This window comes from Deltaproteobacteria bacterium, from assembly GCA_030654105.1.
Taxonomy (GTDB): Bacteria; Desulfobacterota; SM23-61; order SM23-61; family SM23-61; genus JAHJQK01.
Window position 1 is genome coordinate 1 of the sequence record JAURYC010000252.1, and the last position, 17241, is coordinate 17241.

General features: G+C 50.1%; 17 protein-coding genes. All 17 read left to right on the forward strand.

All coding sequences use genetic code 11. From position 1 onward, the window contains the following. The first annotated feature begins 109 nt into the window (after positions 1–109). On the forward strand, positions 110–2650 hold the full coding sequence (locus tag Q7V48_10625) for a TIGR03960 family B12-binding radical SAM protein (protein ID MDO9211181.1): 2541 nt from the start codon (positions 110–112) through the stop codon (positions 2648–2650). Beyond that, on the forward strand, positions 2632–4197 hold the full coding sequence (locus tag Q7V48_10630; protein ID MDO9211182.1) for an Rne/Rng family ribonuclease: 1566 nt from the start codon (positions 2632–2634) through the stop codon (positions 4195–4197). Before Q7V48_10625 ends, Q7V48_10630 begins: the two co-directional genes overlap by 19 nt. A 178-nt stretch (positions 4198–4375) precedes the next feature. After that, entirely contained in the window at positions 4376–4690 is a 315-nt protein-coding gene (gene rplU / locus Q7V48_10635) for a 50S ribosomal protein L21 (protein ID MDO9211183.1), read from the forward strand. A 32-nt stretch (positions 4691–4722) separates the two neighbouring features. Next, on the forward strand, positions 4723–4998 hold the full coding sequence (gene rpmA / locus Q7V48_10640) for a 50S ribosomal protein L27 (protein MDO9211184.1): 276 nt from the start codon (positions 4723–4725) through the stop codon (positions 4996–4998). 82 nt (positions 4999–5080) lie between these two features. Then, positions 5081–6079, forward strand: coding sequence for a GTPase ObgE (gene obgE / locus Q7V48_10645; protein MDO9211185.1), 999 nt, complete (start codon positions 5081–5083; stop codon positions 6077–6079). Further along, on the forward strand, positions 6076–7200 hold the full coding sequence (proB, locus tag Q7V48_10650) for a glutamate 5-kinase (GenBank protein ID MDO9211186.1): 1125 nt from the start codon (positions 6076–6078) through the stop codon (positions 7198–7200). The genes obgE and proB overlap by 4 nt, the downstream gene beginning before the upstream one ends. A gap of 48 nt (positions 7201–7248) precedes the next feature. Next, positions 7249–8505, forward strand: coding sequence for a glutamate-5-semialdehyde dehydrogenase (locus tag Q7V48_10655; GenBank protein MDO9211187.1), 1257 nt, complete (start codon positions 7249–7251; stop codon positions 8503–8505). Further along, positions 8502–9173, forward strand: a complete 672-nt coding sequence (nadD, locus tag Q7V48_10660) for a nicotinate-nucleotide adenylyltransferase (GenBank protein MDO9211188.1) — start codon at positions 8502–8504, stop codon at positions 9171–9173. Before Q7V48_10655 ends, nadD begins: the two co-directional genes overlap by 4 nt. Further along, positions 9170–9550 carry a ribosome silencing factor gene (gene rsfS / locus Q7V48_10665; protein ID MDO9211189.1) on the forward strand — a complete coding sequence of 127 codons (381 nt, stop codon included), beginning with the start codon at positions 9170–9172 and terminating at the stop codon, positions 9548–9550. Before nadD ends, rsfS begins: the two co-directional genes overlap by 4 nt. Positions 9551–9558: 8 nt before the next feature. Further along, entirely contained in the window at positions 9559–10020 is a 462-nt protein-coding gene (locus Q7V48_10670; protein ID MDO9211190.1) for a 23S rRNA (pseudouridine(1915)-N(3))-methyltransferase RlmH, read from the forward strand. A gap of 12 nt (positions 10021–10032) precedes the next feature. Continuing rightward, positions 10033–11388: a tetratricopeptide repeat protein gene (locus Q7V48_10675; protein ID MDO9211191.1), complete on the forward strand. Its 1356-nt coding sequence runs from the start codon at positions 10033–10035 to the stop codon at positions 11386–11388. A 2-nt stretch (positions 11389–11390) separates the two neighbouring features. Next, on the forward strand, positions 11391–12113 hold the full coding sequence (locus tag Q7V48_10680) for a ComF family protein (protein MDO9211192.1): 723 nt from the start codon (positions 11391–11393) through the stop codon (positions 12111–12113). Positions 12114–12272: 159 nt separating this feature from the next. Continuing rightward, complete coding sequence (locus Q7V48_10685) at positions 12273–13349, forward strand: branched-chain amino acid aminotransferase (protein MDO9211193.1); 1077 nt, start codon at positions 12273–12275, stop codon at positions 13347–13349. A 139-nt stretch (positions 13350–13488) separates the two neighbouring features. Further along, entirely contained in the window at positions 13489–14517 is a 1029-nt protein-coding gene (locus Q7V48_10690; GenBank protein ID MDO9211194.1) for a zinc-dependent alcohol dehydrogenase family protein, read from the forward strand. A gap of 453 nt (positions 14518–14970) precedes the next feature. Then, complete coding sequence (locus Q7V48_10695) at positions 14971–16215, forward strand: ABC transporter substrate-binding protein (GenBank protein ID MDO9211195.1); 1245 nt, start codon at positions 14971–14973, stop codon at positions 16213–16215. Positions 16216–16281: 66 nt separating this feature from the next. After that, on the forward strand, positions 16282–17058 hold the full coding sequence (locus tag Q7V48_10700) for an ABC transporter ATP-binding protein (protein MDO9211196.1): 777 nt from the start codon (positions 16282–16284) through the stop codon (positions 17056–17058). A 34-nt stretch (positions 17059–17092) separates the two neighbouring features. Then, a partial coding sequence (locus Q7V48_10705; GenBank protein ID MDO9211197.1) for an ATP-binding cassette domain-containing protein occupies positions 17093–17241 on the forward strand: 149 nt, incomplete at its 3' end.

Consider the following 17241-nt stretch of genomic DNA (forward strand, 5'->3'; position numbering starts at 1 on the left):
GCAGTACGGTAAGACAGCCGCAACCAATCACGGGTGGGACTGCTTTTAAGAATTTTAGCATAAGACAAACCATTTGCCACCTCCGTAGGGGAATGTTAATATTTTTATCATGATCAAAGAAGACCTGCTTTCCGTTTCCAAACCATCACGCTATATCGGCGGGGAAATCAATTCCGTGGTCAAAGATCTGGACAGCACCCGGCTGAAGTTTGCCTTGGCCTTCCCGGATGTTTATGAAGTCGGCATGTCCCACCTCGGTTTTCAGATCCTTTATCACATCCTCAACCAGGACCCAGAGATTGCCTGTGAGCGGGTTTTTGCTCCCTGGCCTGATATGGAAAAGCTTCTCCGGGATAAGGACCTTCCTTTAACATCCCTGGAATCCTCTGTTCCCTTGAAGGAGTTTGACGTTATCGGCTTCTCCTTACAGTATGAGCTCAACTATACCGGTGTCTTGAACATTTTAGACCTCTCTGGAATCCCTCTCCGCTCTACTGAACGGGGAGAAAAAGACCCGCTCATTATCGGAGGGGGGCCCTGCGCCCTGAATCCGGAACCGTTGGCCGATTTTTTTGATGCCTTTGTCCTGGGGGATGGGGAAGAAGTGGTCTTAGAAATCAGCCGCGCAATTATCTCTTCCCGCGAGAAGGCTGAATCCCGGGCCAACCTTTTGACCAGGCTCTCCCGGATTGAGTCGGTTTACATCCCTTCTTTTTTCCGGGTGGAATACCGTTCAGATGGGAGGGTCGAGCGCATCATCCCGCTGGCAGAGAATTATGCAACGGTTTCCCGTCGCATCCTTCCAGATTTGAATAAGGGGGATTTTCCTCAGCATCCCATTCTGCCTTTCATGGAAATTATCCACGATCGCCTGAACATCGAAATTGCCCGAGGCTGCACTCGCGGGTGCCGTTTCTGCCAGGCTGGCATGATCTACCGCCCCGTGAGAGAGCGTTCCTTCCAAAAAATTTGCCAACTCATTGAAGAAGGTCTGAAAAACACCGGCCATGATGAAGTCTCCCTCCTTTCCCTGAGCACAGGAGATTATTCCTGCCTCGAGCCTTTGCTCACGAACGTTATCGATCAATACCGTAATGAGCGGGTGGCTGTTTCCCTTCCCTCCCTCCGCGTAGAAACCCTCAAGCCTTCTCTTATCCAAAAAATTAGGGAAGTACGCAAGACTGGATTTACCTTGGCTCCCGAAGCCGGAACAACCCGCCTTCGCCAAGTTATCAACAAGGGCAACACAGAGGAAGACCTCCTGGCCAGTATCCATGCTGTTTTTTCGGCCAACTGGCAGTTAGTGAAACTTTATTTTATGATCGGCCTTCCTACGGAAACAGAGGAAGACCTGCAGGGAATCGTTGCTCTATGCCGCAGGGCTCTGGCAGAGGCGCGACGCGCCAAGGGTTCCGCGCGAATTAACATCAGCATATCCACTTTCATTCCCAAAGCCCATACCCCCTTCCAATGGGAACCTCAGCTATCTATGACCGAAATCGCGCAGAAGCAGAAATTTTTGCGGAAAAACTTGGAGCGGCATGGACTACGTTTAAAATGGGTGGATCCTCCCCTGAGCCTCCTGGAAGGAGTCTTTGCTCGTGGCGACCGCAGGTTGGGGCGTACTCTGGAAATGGCTTACCAATTGGGTTGTCGATTGGATGGTTGGGGAGATCATTTTTGTTGGGAACGGTGGGAAAAAGCTTTTGCCCGGACTAACCTCGAGCCCTCCTTTTTCGCCCAGCGCCTGCGGGAATTGGATGAAATTTTGCCCTGGGACCATCTGGATTCGAGAGTGAGTAAGCGGTTTCTTCGGGAAGAACGCCACAAAGCCTTTCAGGGGGTAGCCACTGTTGATTGTCGTGAGGCCTCTTGCACCGGCTGCGGGGTTTGCTATGGAGTTGAACTTTTCCATAACCGCTTAGCCGATAAGAATGAGGATCGATCTCAAGAAGCTTTTCGAGCCCAAAAAACAAAAATCCCTCCCCCCCCGATTCACCGCTTTCGCTCGCATTATGCTAAATTTGGTGCAATGAAGTTTTTGGGCCATCTCGATCTCACTCGGTTGTTGACCCGAGCTTTCCGCCGGGCCCGGATTCCATTGGCCTTTTCTCAGGGATTCCATCCCTTACCCCGGGTTTCTTTTGGCCCTCCCCTCCCCGTCGGGTATGAAAGTTGGGCGGAATTTTTGGATTTCCAAATTCAGGGCGACATCCATCCCCAGGAGATTACTTTACGCATGAACAATGTCCTCCCGCCTGGCATTAAATTCTTAGAAACGAAAGAAATTTTATTGAAATCTCCTTCTGTTTTTGTTAGTATTATTAATAATTTGTACTTAATCCGCTTTTCAGATCCTGGTGAGCTTCGGGAAGAAAAAATTGAACTCTTCCACCGGGAAGAAAAAATAGTGGCTTGGGAGGCCCAAAAAAACAAATCTTTCGACCTGAAAAAGTTGGTGGAATCCATCGATTGGGTGGACAAGGTTACTTTGCAGATGAGGATTCGTTCTGGGGAAGGGGGAACGATCCGACCGGAGAAAATTCTGGATTTTATCTTCGGGTGGCCTAAAGAGAAGAGGCCTACAATGATCGTACAAAAACTCCAAGCAGAGTTCAGGGAATCAGACCCATGGCTAACGAAATTCTGATCAATGTTAATTCTGGGGAAACTCGAGTTGCCCTTTTAGAGAACGGCGTTCTCGTAGAAATGTATCTGGAGCGCAACTCGGATCAAGGGATTAGCGGGAACATTTACAAAGGCCGGGTCGTCCGAGTGCTTCCAGGCATGCAAGCGGCCTTTGTGGATATCGAATTGGATAAAGCGGCCTTCCTGTACGTCACCGACGTCCATCAGGGCTTCGACGATTTGGAACTCATGATGCGGGCCCAAGAGGACGACGCCAACGGAATTCCGAGCAGTGAAGATGAAGATATATTGGACCTGAACACTCCGTTCCAAATTGAAGACCTATTGCATGAAGGGCAAGAAGTTCTTGTCCAAGTTTCCAAAGAGCCTTTAGGCTCGAAGGGAGCCCGGATTACTTCCCACATTTCCCTTCCTGGGCGCCATTTGGTTCTTATGCCCATGGTGGACCAAGTTGGCGTATCCCGCCGGATCGAAAACGAAGCCGAACGGCGACGCCTCCGGGAGATTATCCAGCGCATTAAACCCGCCGGTTGCGGATTAATCGTGCGCACGGCTTCCGAAGGGAAAGGGGAGGCTGAACTGCGCCAGGATATGGATTTTCTCCTGAAAATGTGGAACAACATCCAGAAACGCAAAGCCACGAGCCCAGTGCCTAGCCTGCTGCACAAAGACCTGGATATTACGCTGCGGGTCATCCGGGATTTATTCACCCTGGATGTGGAGCGTGCCGTAATCGATTCGGAAGAGGAATTCCGAGAAATCCAGGATTTTTGCGAGACTTTCATGCCCCAACTGAAATCTTCCATTGAACTCTACGATAAGGAAGAGCCCCTCTTCGATTTTTTTGGGATCGAAATGGAAATCAGCCGGGCCTTGGGCCGAAGAGTCTGGCTTAAATCTGGCGGTTATATCGTCATCGAAATGACCGAAGCTTTGACCGTTATCGACGTGAATACCGGGCGTTATGTGGGCAAAAGGAATTTAGAGGATACGATCCTAAAAACCAACATGGAAGCGGTTAAAGAGATTGCTTACCAGCTTCGGTTGCGCAACATCGGCGGGATCATCATCATTGATTTCATCGATATGGAAAAAGAGTCCAGTCGGGAGAAGGTTTTTCAGGCTCTTATGGAGGCCCTAAAAAAAGACAAGAGTAAAACCAATATTCTGAAAATCTCCGAACTGGGACTGGTGGAAATGACCCGTAAACGCACCCGGGAAAGCTTGGGACGGATTCTCAGCGAGAGATGCTTTTACTGCGAAGGTCGGGGTTTCCTTAAATCTCGCTCGACCATCTGCCAGGAGATTCTTCGGGAAATTCAGCGGGATATTCGCGACCTGCGCGGGGGGAATATTCTGGTAAATGTTCACCCCAATGTAGCTAATTTCATGTATGATGAGGCCCGTTGTGAGATAGAAAAAATAGAAAAGCGATTTAGCAAAAGAATCGTTGTCAGAGGCAAAAGCGACTATCACCTGGAACAATTTGAAATTAACAGCAGCAATGGGCAGTTTTCCTTTGACAAAAAGGAATCAGAAATTTTATAATAGTTAATTAAATTTTTATGCTCTTAAAAGCAGCAAGCTCATAGGGACGGCTAAGCCCGTTTAGATTTTTGATTTCGGCAATGGAACCAACGATCTAAGCGGTAAGGGGTACATATTTTTTTGATTTACAGTTGATAGCCATTGGTGCCTGAATGAATTCAAAAATTTGGAGGATCCTGTGTACGCAATAATCCGTACGGGTGGTAAGCAGTACAAAATTTCCCCGGGGGATACGATCCGGGTGGAAAAAATGGAAGGTAAGACTGGCGATGCAGTGGAACTCAAAGACGTTCTTTGGTACGCGGAAGGAGAGAAAGTCTTTGCCGGGAAACCTTTACTTCCCAACGTCAAAATTGTTGGGGAGATCCTGGGACAGCAAAGAGCCAAGAAAGTGATCGTCTTCAAGATGAAACGCCGTAAAGGATATGCCCGGAGAAAAGGGCATCGTCAATCCTTCACTACCCTGAAAATTAAAGAAATCAATGTGCAGTAACCCTTGGAGTGCAAGGGTTTCTTGGAGGAAGCATGGCTCATAAAAAAGGACAGGGAAGCTCAAGGAACGGGAGAGACAGCGCCAGTCAAAGGTTAGGAGTGAAACGTTTCGGCGGACAAAAAGTTCATGCCGGATCGATCCTGGTTCGGCAACACGGTACCCGTATCCATGCGGGTGTCAATGTGGGGATGGGGAAAGATTTCACCCTTTTCGCGAAGATTGATGGCGTTGTCACCTTTGAGCGACTCGATAGAGAACGAAAGAAAGTCAGCGTATACGCCCTCCCGGCCGAAGGGATCCAAGTATAAGGTAACTTTGCTGGCAGGGGAAATTTAACGGGTGTTACGTGTCTTGGGAGTTTGACCGATCAAATTTGTTGATGAAGCGAAAATCTTCGTCAAAGCTGGAGACGGAGGAAACGGTTGCCTTAGCTTTCGCCGTGAAAAACATGTCCCCCGTGGAGGACCCAACGGCGGCGACGGGGGAAAAGGCGGAGACGTGATCTTAAAGGCTGATAGCCAGATCACCACGCTTCTCGATTTTCGCTACCAGCAGCATTACCACGCCAAACGAGGCCAGCACGGTAAAGGAAAAAATCAGGAAGGGCGCAGCGCTCCTCCCCTCATCCTTCCCGTTCCAGTAGGAACAATCGTCCGCGATGCCGCCAGCGGAGAAATCCTCAGCGATTTTACAAAAAAGGGAGAAACCTTTATTGTGGCCCCAGGGGGTTGGGGTGGCCGGGGCAATGCGCATTTTGCTACCCCTACCCTTCAAGCTCCCCGCCACGCTGAACTCGGGCAAACGGGAGAAGAACGATGGCTCCTTCTTGAATTGAAATTGATGGCCGATGTGGGCATCGTCGGCTTCCCCAATGCGGGGAAGTCTACCCTCATTTCTAAGATCTCTGCCGTCCGCCCCAAAATTGCCGATTATCCCTTCACGACTCTGGTTCCCCATTTAGGAGTGGTCACTTTCGGCGATCATAAGCCCATGGTAGTGGCGGACATCCCCGGGATTATCACCGGGGCCCACGAAGGGGCAGGTTTGGGTTTGAGGTTTCTCCGCCATATAGAACGAACATCTCTTCTCCTCCACTTATTAGACATCTCCGGCACTAGCCAGCGTGACCCCCTAGAGGATTATTTGGCCCTGAATCAGGAACTTTCCCTTTTTAGCCCGAGGCTGGCGGCTAAACCACAAGTTGTCGCCTTGAATAAAATTGATGTACCCGAAGCCCGCCAGAATCTTATAGAGGTCCGACGTTACTTTAAAAAGATCAAAAAGGAAGTTCATCCCATCTCTGCCTTGACTGGAGAAGGCCTGCCCAGGCTCCTGGCATCTTTATCCAAGGCTCTCACCCAACGGTTAAAAGAGGATAAGCAAGAATGACCCGTAAAACCATAATGAACAAGGTTCACCGGATCGTTCTGAAAGTGGGTAGCCAGGTTCTCACGGCCAAGGGAAAATCCCTTAGCCAGGCCGTTTTCGATCGGTTGGCCCGGGAACTCAGTGCCGCGAAAAAAAAGGGTTACGAAATGGTTATCGTTTCTTCCGGAGCGATCGCCGCCGGTATGGCCCGACTCGGGCTCCTGGAAAAACCCAAAACCATCCCCCAGAAACAGGCTGCGGCGGCCATCGGCCAAAGTGCCCTGATGTGGAATTATGAACGCGCTTTTACGTGCTATGGAGAAAAAGTGGCCCAGGTTCTCCTCACCCGCGATGACCTTTCCAACCGGAGACGCTACCTGAACGCCCGCAATACTCTTCTTACCCTCTTAGGGTTGGGGGTGATTCCGATCATCAACGAAAATGATACCGTCGTTGTGGAGGAAATTAAATTCGGGGACAATGATAACCTCTCGGCATTGGTGACCAGCCTGGTCAACGCCGACCTGCTGATTATCTTAAGCGATATTGACGGCCTCTACGACCGGGATCCGCGCCTGTCTAAGAACGCCAAACTCATTCCCTTGGTTCGTCAAGTCACGCCGGAAATGGAAAAGAAGGCCTCCGGAACCCTGAGTCCCATCAGCATTGGCGGCATGGTGACCAAATTACAGGCGGCTCGCAAGGCCGCTCTCTTCGGCGTTCCAATGATTTTAGCCAACGGCATGGTGGAGGGGATCCTGGAAAGGATCTTTCAGGCCGAAGACGTGGGAACCCTATTTACCTCCGAAGTCAATAAACTTAACAGCCGTAAACATTGGATCGCTTTCACTTTGGAGCCGCAAGGAAGGATCATTGTGGACGACGGCGCCAAGAAAGCCATCCTGCAAAAAGGGAAGAGTTTACTTCCTTCCGGAGTCCTGGCAGCGGAAGGGGAATTTAGCCTGGGGGATCCGGTCGTCCTCGTCGACCTTCAGAAACAGGAGTTTGCCAAAGGATTATCCAACTATGGATCCGCTGAAATTAACAAGATCAAAGGATTAAAAACCACCGAGGTAGAAAACAAGCTCGGCTATAAATACGGCGACGAGATCATCCATCGGGATGACCTGGTGATACTTTAACGAATTGCGGATTGCAGATCTCTGATTGCAGATTTTACGGAGTAAAGAATGGCTTTGAAAGATGAAATGCGCGAGATGGCCCGGCAAGCCCGGGAAGCCAGTCATTTATTGGCCAACCTTTCCACTTCGACCAAGAATTCGGCCCTGAAAGAGATGGCGGAAGAGTTGATCTGCTCAGCTCCCCAATTGAAAAAGGCCAACGCCAGCGATTTAACTTCTGCCCGGAAAGCCGGGCTTTCTTCAGCGCTGATTGACCGTTTGACCCTCAGTGATGGGGTCATCCAAGAAATGGCTGAAAGCTTGCAGGAAGTGGCTCTGCTTCCAGATCCGGTCGGCCAAGTGAGCAAGATGTGGAAGCGACCCAATGGCCTCTGGGTGGGAAAGATGCGGATCCCCCTAGGAGTCATTGGGATCATTTACGAATCCCGACCGAACGTTACCTCGGATGCCGCCGGTCTTTGCCTGAAGGCCGGCAATGCCGTCATCCTGCGGGGCGGTTCCGAAGCCATTCACTCCAACTTGGCCATCGCCGCAATCCTGCAGGCCGTCGGGAAACACCATGGAATCCCCCCCGCAGCCATCCAGGTAATCCCCACCGTTTCCCGCCGAGCCGTAGAAGAGATGCTCCAGTTAGAAGAATACATCGACCTGATCATTCCGCGGGGCGGGGAAGACCTGATTCGTTTTGTCGTCTCCCATTCCAAAATCCCGGTGATCAAACATTACAAAGGCGTTTGCCATATATTTGTGGATGCTTCTGCCGCCCTGGCCATGGCTGAGTCCATCTGTTTCAACGCCAAAGTCCAGCGTCCGGGTGTCTGCAACGCTATGGAAACGCTTTTGGTTCACAGGGATATTGCCCCGCAATTCCTGCCCAGGATGGCTGAAAAGTTCATAACTGCTGGTGTGGAACTTCGGGGATGTCCCGAGGCAAAGCGTTTTCTTCCTTCTATAAAAGCGGCCAGAAAGGGCGATTGGGGTAAGGAGTTCCTGGATTTAATCCTGGCCGTGCGGGTAGTGGCTGGGCTGGATGAAGCCATCGGCCACATTATTCAATACGGTTCTTCCCATACGGATTCCATCGTTACTCAGGATTACTCCAACTCCCAGAGGTTTATCCAAGAGGTTCCATCTTCGACAGTGTTGGTCAATGCTTCCACTCGCTTCAGCGATGGATACCAGCTGGGATTGGGGGCGGAGATTGGGATCAGTACCACGAAACTTCACGCCTTCGGTCCTATGGGGGTGGAGGACTTGACCACCTCGAAATTTATTGTTTACGGGTCCGGGCAGATCCGCCTATGAAGAAAATCGGGCTTTTCGGAGGAACCTTCAACCCCATTCATTTTGGCCACCTTCGTTCGGCCGAGGAGATTTACGAGTCCTTTCAACTCGACCGGATCATTTTTATTCCTTCAGCCTATCCTCCGCACAAAAAGACAGATGAGATTCTTTCTGCTTCCTTACGAGTGGAAATGGCTCAGTTGGCCCTTGCGGGCAATGCGCACTTTTTCCTCTCGGAGGTGGAACTCAATCGGCAGGGGAAATCTTATTCAGTGGAGACGGTTGGCCATTTCCGCCAGCAATTCGGACCGCAAACGGATCTCTATTTTATTCTCGGCTTGGATGCTTTCCTGGAGGTCAATACCTGGAAACAATACACCGACCTTTTCGAACTCTGCCATTTCATCATTATGACCCGGCCGGGCTTTGAAAAAAAATTCTCGGCGGAGCATCTTCCGGTTGAATTGGCAAGATATTTTTGTTATGATGAGCAGAAAACTGGATACATCCACCGTTCCGGATATGGTGTATTTCCGAAGGAGATTACGGCTTTGGATATTTCCTCTACAAAAATCCGGGAAAATTTCCAAAAAGGGCGTTCGGTGAAATATCTCCTGCCTCACGCGGTAGAAGAATTTATTTACAGGAATAAACTCTATCATACGAAGGATAGCGAATCGGTAGGTTGAACCCTTCAAGTTCTAAAGAAAAAGCTTTCCTCTGCGCTCGGGCGGCGTTGGACCATAAAGCCATCGCCCTGGTCATCCTGTCGATTCAAAACCTTTCTTCATTCACCGATTACTTTGTGATTTGTAGCGGGAATTCTGACCGCCAGGTCCAGGCCATTGCCTCCCATATCGAAGGAAAATTGGCCGAAAAAGGTCTTTTCCCTTTGGGCATAGAAGGGAAGCGCGAAGGACGCTGGGTTCTTCTGGATTATGGGGAAGTGGTTATTCATATCTTTTACCATCCGGTGCGGGAATTTTACGATTTGGAAAGACTCTGGTTTGACGCTCCGAAAATTGATTTGCCGCCGAAACGGAAAGTACCAAGGCCAGGTCCCTGAGGAAATAATTGCAGCTGACCCTTATTGCCATTGGCCGGATTACGGAACCATTTATCCGGGATGGGTGCACGGTCTATGGCGAAAGGATCCGTCGTTATGCCGACTTGCGGTTGATTGTGGTCCCGGAAGAAAGAATCCCTGGAAAGGGCAAAAGGGAATATATCATCCATCAAGAAGGGCTAAGGATCCGGGAAAAACTATCCCCTGCCGGGTTTACGGTAGTTTTGGATGAACGGGGAAAATTCCTTTCCTCCGAAGCTTTTGCCCTTTTTTTGGAGAAAAATAGCAGGAAAAAAATTTCCTTTATTCTGGGGGGTCCTTATGGGCTGGACGATTCGCTGAAGAAAGAAGCTGATTTTCGCCTTGCGCTTTCTCCGATGACCCTAGTGCACAGCATGGCCAGAATGCTTCTCTTGGAACAAATATATCGGGCTTTTACCCTTCTCCGGGGGGAGCCGTACCACAAGTAGAAGGAGCCCATTATGTTCTCCCGCGTCCATTTCTTTATTTTTATCCTCGTCATCATTGTTTTCGGCTACCTCTTCTTCCTTAACCCGGAAGTAATCGAATTTACCTTGTACCATGATCGTTCCATATCCATATCCCCGGCTTTGATCGCTTTTGGTGCTTTTTTCATCGGTGCTTTTTTTGTTTTTTTAGTCACCCTATTCGTCGATACCAAGCGGGCCTTCGATCTTTGGCGCTCCTCTAAACGACAGAAGAAGGAAGAGCTTATTCAGGAGCGATACAGTGATGGTCTGGAACAGATGATGAAGGGAAACGTTCATAAGGCCAAAGACATTTTGGCCATGATCATTGAAAAAAACTCACAGCATTTACCCTCCTATCTATCCTTGGCCAATCTCCACTCGCTCGAAGGGGAACCTGACCAGGCCATCGATATTCTCCTCCGGGCGAAGGCGATTGACCCCGAAAATCTGGAACTTCTTTTCGACCTTCAAAAAAACTACCTTGCCCGCCAGGAATATATTTTGGCTCTTGAAACCCTGGATCATATCCTCGAGCGGGACCCCGAAAATCGCGAGGCTTTGCGCAAAAAAAGGGAGCTTTATATTCTGCAAGGCAATTGGCCGGAAGCCTATGAGACCCAGAAGAACCTGGTTAAATATACGAAAGAAAAAGAAAACGCCTTAGTAGAAAAAAAAGTCATGCTCGGCTTGGAATATAGGTTTGGGGAAGAACTGGCTCAAAAGGGAAAGTTTAAAGAGGCGGAGAAAGCTTTGCGGGAAATCATCCGCGAAGACCGGGAATTCTATCCGGCCTACGTGTCTTTGGGAGATGTTCTCCAGCGCCAGGGTTCGCCTGATGAAGCCAGCCAGATCTGGATAAAGGCCTTGGAATCCTCCTGGAATCCGATTTTTTTGGAACGGCTGGAATCTTTCTATCTTTCCCAAGCCAGCCCCAAAAAAATTTTTACCCTTTATCTTGATTATCTCAGAAAACGCCCGGAAGACAGCATCATGCGTTTTTTTTATAGCCGGTTGCTAATTCGTTTAGAAATGATTGATGAGGCGCTGGAACAACTCCGGGATTTAGAGTCGACCGGGGTACCTTTTGCGGAACTGTACATCCTCATGGGCCAGGCTTACCACCGCCGCGGAGATTTCCAGCGGGCCATCGAAGCCTACGAAAAAGCCTTCGAGGTCCAAAAATACTCTCTCCCTTCCTATACCTGTTCGGCCTGCGGAAAGGCCCAGCGGGAATGGTCAGGATTCTGCGAACAATGCCATGGCTGGGGGACCTTTACCGTCAAACTCCCAGAAATCTCTAAATCGATGCCAGCCATCCCTTTTTATACGTATCCCGTAAATATATAAGCATGGGTCCTTTCTGGCGCGCTCTGGTTGACTTCTTTTTCCCCTCCCAATGCCCTCTTTGCGGAAAAATCCTGGATGAAAACTCTCTTGGCCGGCCTTGCCCTTCTTGTCTCTCGCAAATTAAATTTTTCTCTCACCCTTATTGCCCTCGTTGCGGTCTGGGTTTTAATACAGCCATGGGCGAAGATCACTTGTGTTCCGGGTGTCTCACGGAACACTGGGATTTCACCAAGGCGAGATCCATCGGTCCTTATGAAGGGTTGATGGCCGAGGTTATCTCCCGTTTCAAGTTCCGGGGAATTTCCCGTTTGGCCAAACCGCTGGGCATCCTCCTGGCGGAATACGAGGATCCTGAATTCACTTTTTCAGAATTCGATCTCATCCTTTCTGTTCCCCTTCACCCCCAACGCCTTAGGAAGCGTGGTTTTAATCAATCCCTGCTTTTGGCCCGCCGCATTAGCCGGGTTCATTCGATTCCCCTCGATTTCACGGCGTTACAGCGCATCCGCCATACCCAACCCCAAACCGAACTCTCCGGTCCCGAACGAAAAAAGAATATCCGCGGTGCCTTTGCCGTGAAAAAATCAGCGATCATTTCTGGCAAACGAATCCTGCTCATCGACGATGTCTTCACCACTGGGGCGACGGTGCAGGAATGCTCAAAAGCCTTGTTAAAAGCAGGAGCGAAACGGGTGGACGTAATGACCCTGGCCAGAGTTCTTTAAAAAAAACAAAACAATTCACCGCAGAGCACACGGAGAATGACCGTACCTTTTCTTGCCCGCCGTAAAAGGGTTATAATCTTTTTGCCCCTTCCTTTCAAATGTCGTTTATGGTATAAGAACTTTTAGCATTTTTACTAATAAAAAAAGGGAGTGCTATCTATGGCGGAAATTCCAATTACCAAGGCTTCGCCTGAACAATTAAAAAAGAAGCCGGCCCCGAATGCGGAATTGGGCTTCGGCAAGCTTTTAACCGATCACATGTTTTTAATGGATTATCAACAGGGAGAAGGTTGGAAAAATCCACGGATCGAGCCTTACCATCCTCTTGCCTTAGACCCGGCAGCATTGGTTTTACATTACGGGCAGGAAGTTTTTGAAGGCCTGAAAGCCTATCGCTGGCCCCAAGGAGAGATTTATCTTTTTCGTCCGCGGATGAATTATGAAAGGATGAATCGTTCGGCCAGGCGACTCTGCATGCCAGAGCTGGAGGTAGAATTTGCCCTGGAGGCGACTCGGCAGCTCATTCGCCTGGAAAAAGAATGGGTTCCTTCTGCGCCGGGGACCTCCCTTTATATCCGCCCCAACATGATTGCTGTCGAAGCAGCTCTGGGGGTTCAGCTCTCCAAGAAATATCTTTTTTATATCATCCTGGGGCCGGTGGGTACGTATTACCCCCAGGGATTTAATCCGGTGGATATTTATGTTGGCGAAAAATACATCCGGGCCGCCCGCGGGGGATTGGGAGAAGCTAAAACGTTGGCCAACTATGCTGCCAGCTTATTGGCCGCAGAGGAAGCCCATGAACTGGGATATACCCAGGTGCTCTGGCTGGACGCCATTGAGCGCAAATACGCCGAAGAAGTGGGCACCAGTAATATTTTCTTTTACCTCGGTGATGAATTGATCACTCCTTCTTTGGATGGAACGATTTTACCGGGAGTCACCCGGGATTCCGTTTTGCACATCGCTCGCAATTGGGAATTGAAGGTCTCGGAACGGAAAATTAGCCTGGATGAAGTGATTTTCGCCATGGAATCCGGAACGTTGCAGGAAATATTTGCCGCCGGAACAGCAGCGGTAATCTCTCCGGTAGGCAAACTTGCCTACCGGGGGAAAACCTACCTGGTCAATGGTGGAAAAGTAGGCCCCCTTGCCAAAAAGCTCTACGATTTTATCCTGGGCATTCAATACGGAAAAATCAAAGATCCGTACGGGTGGATGGATCGGGTGGCTTAAAGTTTTAAATTAATTCTTTTATCGAAGAGGGTGGCGCTTGGAAAAGCCAACACTTTTATTTTTTAAACGTGTTGGCTTTTTTCTTTTGTGCGGAGAATAAAATATATTCCTGTTCCGATGAAAAAGGAGTGCAGCCGACATGAAAGCCATGGTGTTAAAGCAGATCTATAACCTGGAAGAAAAACAAAATCCTCTGGAACTTATGGATTTACCCGATCCAACCCCGAAAGAAAAAGAGATTTTGGTAAGAGTCTCGGCCTGCGGCATTTGCCACACGGAATTGGATGAGATTGAGGGGAGGACTCCTCCACCCCGACTTCCGGTTGTTTTGGGCCATCAAATTGTCGGCAGAGTGGAAGAAGCGGGAAGCAGAGCAATTAAATTCAGGATGGGAGATCGTGTGGGTATCGGCTGGATAGGCTCCACCTGCGGAAAATGCCAGTTTTGCCTCGGAGGGAATGAGAATTTATGCCCTGAATTCAAGGCTACGGGCAGGGATATGGATGGAGGCTATGCCCAATATACGGCTATCCGGGAAGAATTTGCCTATGCCATTCCGGAGGTCTTTTCCGACCTGGAAGCAGCGCCCCTTCTATGTGCCGGAGCGATCGGTTACCGATCCCTCCGGTTAACGGGAATGGAAGCCGGAAAAAATCTTGGACTCATCGGGTTCGGCGCTTCCGCCCACCTGGTGATCCAGCTGGCCAAGCACAAGTATCCGAACTCCAAAATTTTCGTTTTTGCCCGGACCGAAAGAGAAAGGAATTTTGCCAGGGAACTTGGAGCTTTTTGGGCTGGTGAGATGGAAGACGATTCGCCAGAAAAATTGAACTGCGCAATAGACACCACCCCCGCATGGAAGCCGATCGTGGAGGGTATGAAAAATCTGGAAAAAGGCGGAAGATTGGTTATCAATGCCATTCGCAAAGAAGAAATTGACAAAGAATTTCTTTTAAAATTAGATTACGCTCAACATCTCTGGCAGGAAAAAGAGATAAAGAGCGTAGCCAACGTGGATAGAAATGACGTGAGCGAGTTTTTGCAATTGGCGGCTAAAATTCCGCTTCGGCCACAAGTTCAAGAGTTTCGACTGGAAGAGGCCAACCAAGCTTTGAGGGAACTTAAGCAAAAAAAAATCCGCGGAGCTAAAGTTTTGCGGATCGATTGATAACCTAATTGAAAGATAACTTCCTGAAGTCATTAATTTTGAAAAACCCAAGAGTATTCATGTTTTCTCTCGGTTATGGTCACCTCTATCGTGACCCCGACTATCCCCGGGACTCTTACATCCGATCGTAAAGACCAGGAATACGGGACGGAAGGAACCGGTGTGCCCGGGTGAACCTCAAAACGCTTGACGGGTCTCCCCAAACCGTTGAAAACACTCCTTGTCCGCCTCATAGAACATCCACATTGTGCTCAAATTTCCTTGACACACCATCGCCTTCCCATTATACTCGCAATACCAAAAAGCGATTTCCTACCATAGGGCGTTGGGCAAGGTTAATGGTGTTTCGGGCACCAGAATATTCTACAAGGAGGTGATGAAAAGTTACATAAATTAAGAATCTAGGCCCTTCATAGAGGATCTGAAATCCAGCATATTCAAGAGGAGGTACAAATGAAAAAGTTTCTGGTTCTACTTTCTATTTTCGTATTTTGCGGCGTTTTTAATTCCGGGAACACCCTGGCGGCCAATCCCGACAAAATAAAGGTCGGTATCCTGCTTCCGCTCACCGGCACGTTTGCGGCGGTGGCGGAAACCCAGAAGGAAGGTGCGCTGCTGGCGGTGGATGTCATCAATGAAAAGGGCGGACTCAAAATGCCCTGGGGTAATGTAAAGGTGGAAGGCGTTGTCGCCGATGACGAAGCCAAGCAGGATGTGGGCGTCCGACGCTACCGTTACATGGTTTCAGAAGGGGTTAAGGGCGTGGGCGGTCAGACCTGGGCTCCGCTCGCGTACGCCATCAATGCCATGGCGACCAAAGAGCCGATGCCCTATTTTCCTGTTTGCGTCATGGCCAAGGAAGCTTTCTTGAAGGGCAAGCTGGCCGATTCCACCTTCGCTGCGGCATTCAGCCCCTGGACGGTTGGATACATGGCCGGCCAGGCGGCCGTCAAAACGCTGGGCAAGAAGCGTATTTTCTTCTTAGCCCGCGCCGATAGCTGGGGATGGGACATGCGGGACGGTGCCACTGCTGCCGCCAAGGAATTCGGCGCCGAGATCGTCGGGTATGACGAGGTTTCGTTGGGAACCAGTGACTACACGACCGTTTTACAGAAAGTTCGGGCGGCAAAGCCGGATGTTTTCATCTCCGCGCAATTTGCGGCCGATGCCGTGGCGCTCTTGAAACAGGTCCAGCAGATGGGACTCAACAAGGAAATGACCATTTTCAATGCCTTCATCACGAACGTGGTCGCCAAGGGCATTCCCCCCGAGGCGCTGGAGGGCGTCTACTCGATGCATTATTTTTACTATGACCTGAGCGGCTTCGAAGACAAGGAATTGGCAAAAAGCGCCAAGGAGTTTACCGATCTGTATCGGTCAAAATACAAGAGGCCTCCCGATGCCTATGCAACCATTGCTTATGTCGCATACATGGAGATGTTCAGGGGGTTTCAGGCTGCCGGGTCCTTTGAGCCGAAAAAGGTGTCCGCAGCTCTGATGGCGAATAAAGGCGAGTTCAAGACGGTCAAAGGTGCTGCCAGATGGCGCGAGGATCATGCGGCGGTATACAAGTACGCTGCCTTCTTGGTCAAGGGAAAAGGTCCCGGCGAGCAGAAACACGAATGGGATCTCTTTAAGGTCGTAGGCTACCAGGGCGGCGATTCGGTGATGCCGACTCTGAAGTCTCTGGGTTATTAAACCTTTCTCCGCCCCGGTGTCTGTAACATCCTCACACCGGGGCGGAACCCAGGAAAGGGGCAGGCTGTGAGCGCGGATGCGGGTGCGGAAATCATCAGAACCGAAAATGTCACCAAACGATTCGGCGAATTGATCGCCGTTGACCGCGTTAATTATTTGCTGCGTGAAAACGAAGTGGCGGGGATCATTGGGTCAAACGGGGCCGGGAAAACCACCTTCTTCAACCTCATTACCGGGTATTACCCGCCCGATGAGGGGACCATCCTATATAAAGGGGAAGACGTCACCCACGTGTCGCCGCAAAAGCGGGTGGCCATGGGGATGATGCGAACCTTTCAGCTGACCTCCACTTTCGACAATCTCAAGGTGATCGATAACCTGGTCCTGTCCTTTTTCAGGGCGCATAAAAAATCGTCGCTGCTTTCCCTGCTCCTGACCACCTGCAAGCGATACCGCCAAGAAGAAAAAATCGCCGAATCCCTGGAAACCTTCGACCTTCAGGATGTGTCCGACAGACAGGTGAGGCATCTCAGCCTGGGTGAGAAGAGACGGCTGGAGATTGCCATGGCCATCCTGGCCGAGCCCGAGGTGTTGCTGCTGGACGAACCTCTGGCGGGGCTGGGCGAATCGGAAATCAAAGAGGTCCTGGGGGTGCTGAGGAAGCGCGTGGGCAAGCAAACGATACTGATTGTGGAGCACAAAATTTCCCAGGTGGAAGATTTCCTGGAGAGACTCACCGTCATGCATGATGGCAAAATCATTGCCGACGGCGGGTATGAGGAATGTCTCCGGGACCCGGAGGTGCGCAGAAGCTACTGGCAGATCGACGCCTCTGCCGAGTGAACCGGGCGTGCCTGCACAGGCGGAGTTCATCACGATGAATAACGGCGAAATACTGGCGGTCAGAGGCCTGAATGTTTCTTACGGTGAAGCGAAGGTTTTATTCGATATCGATCTCGGGGTAGCACCGGGCCAAGTGGTGACCTGCGTGGGTCGAAACGGCGCCGGCAAAACCACACTGCTCAG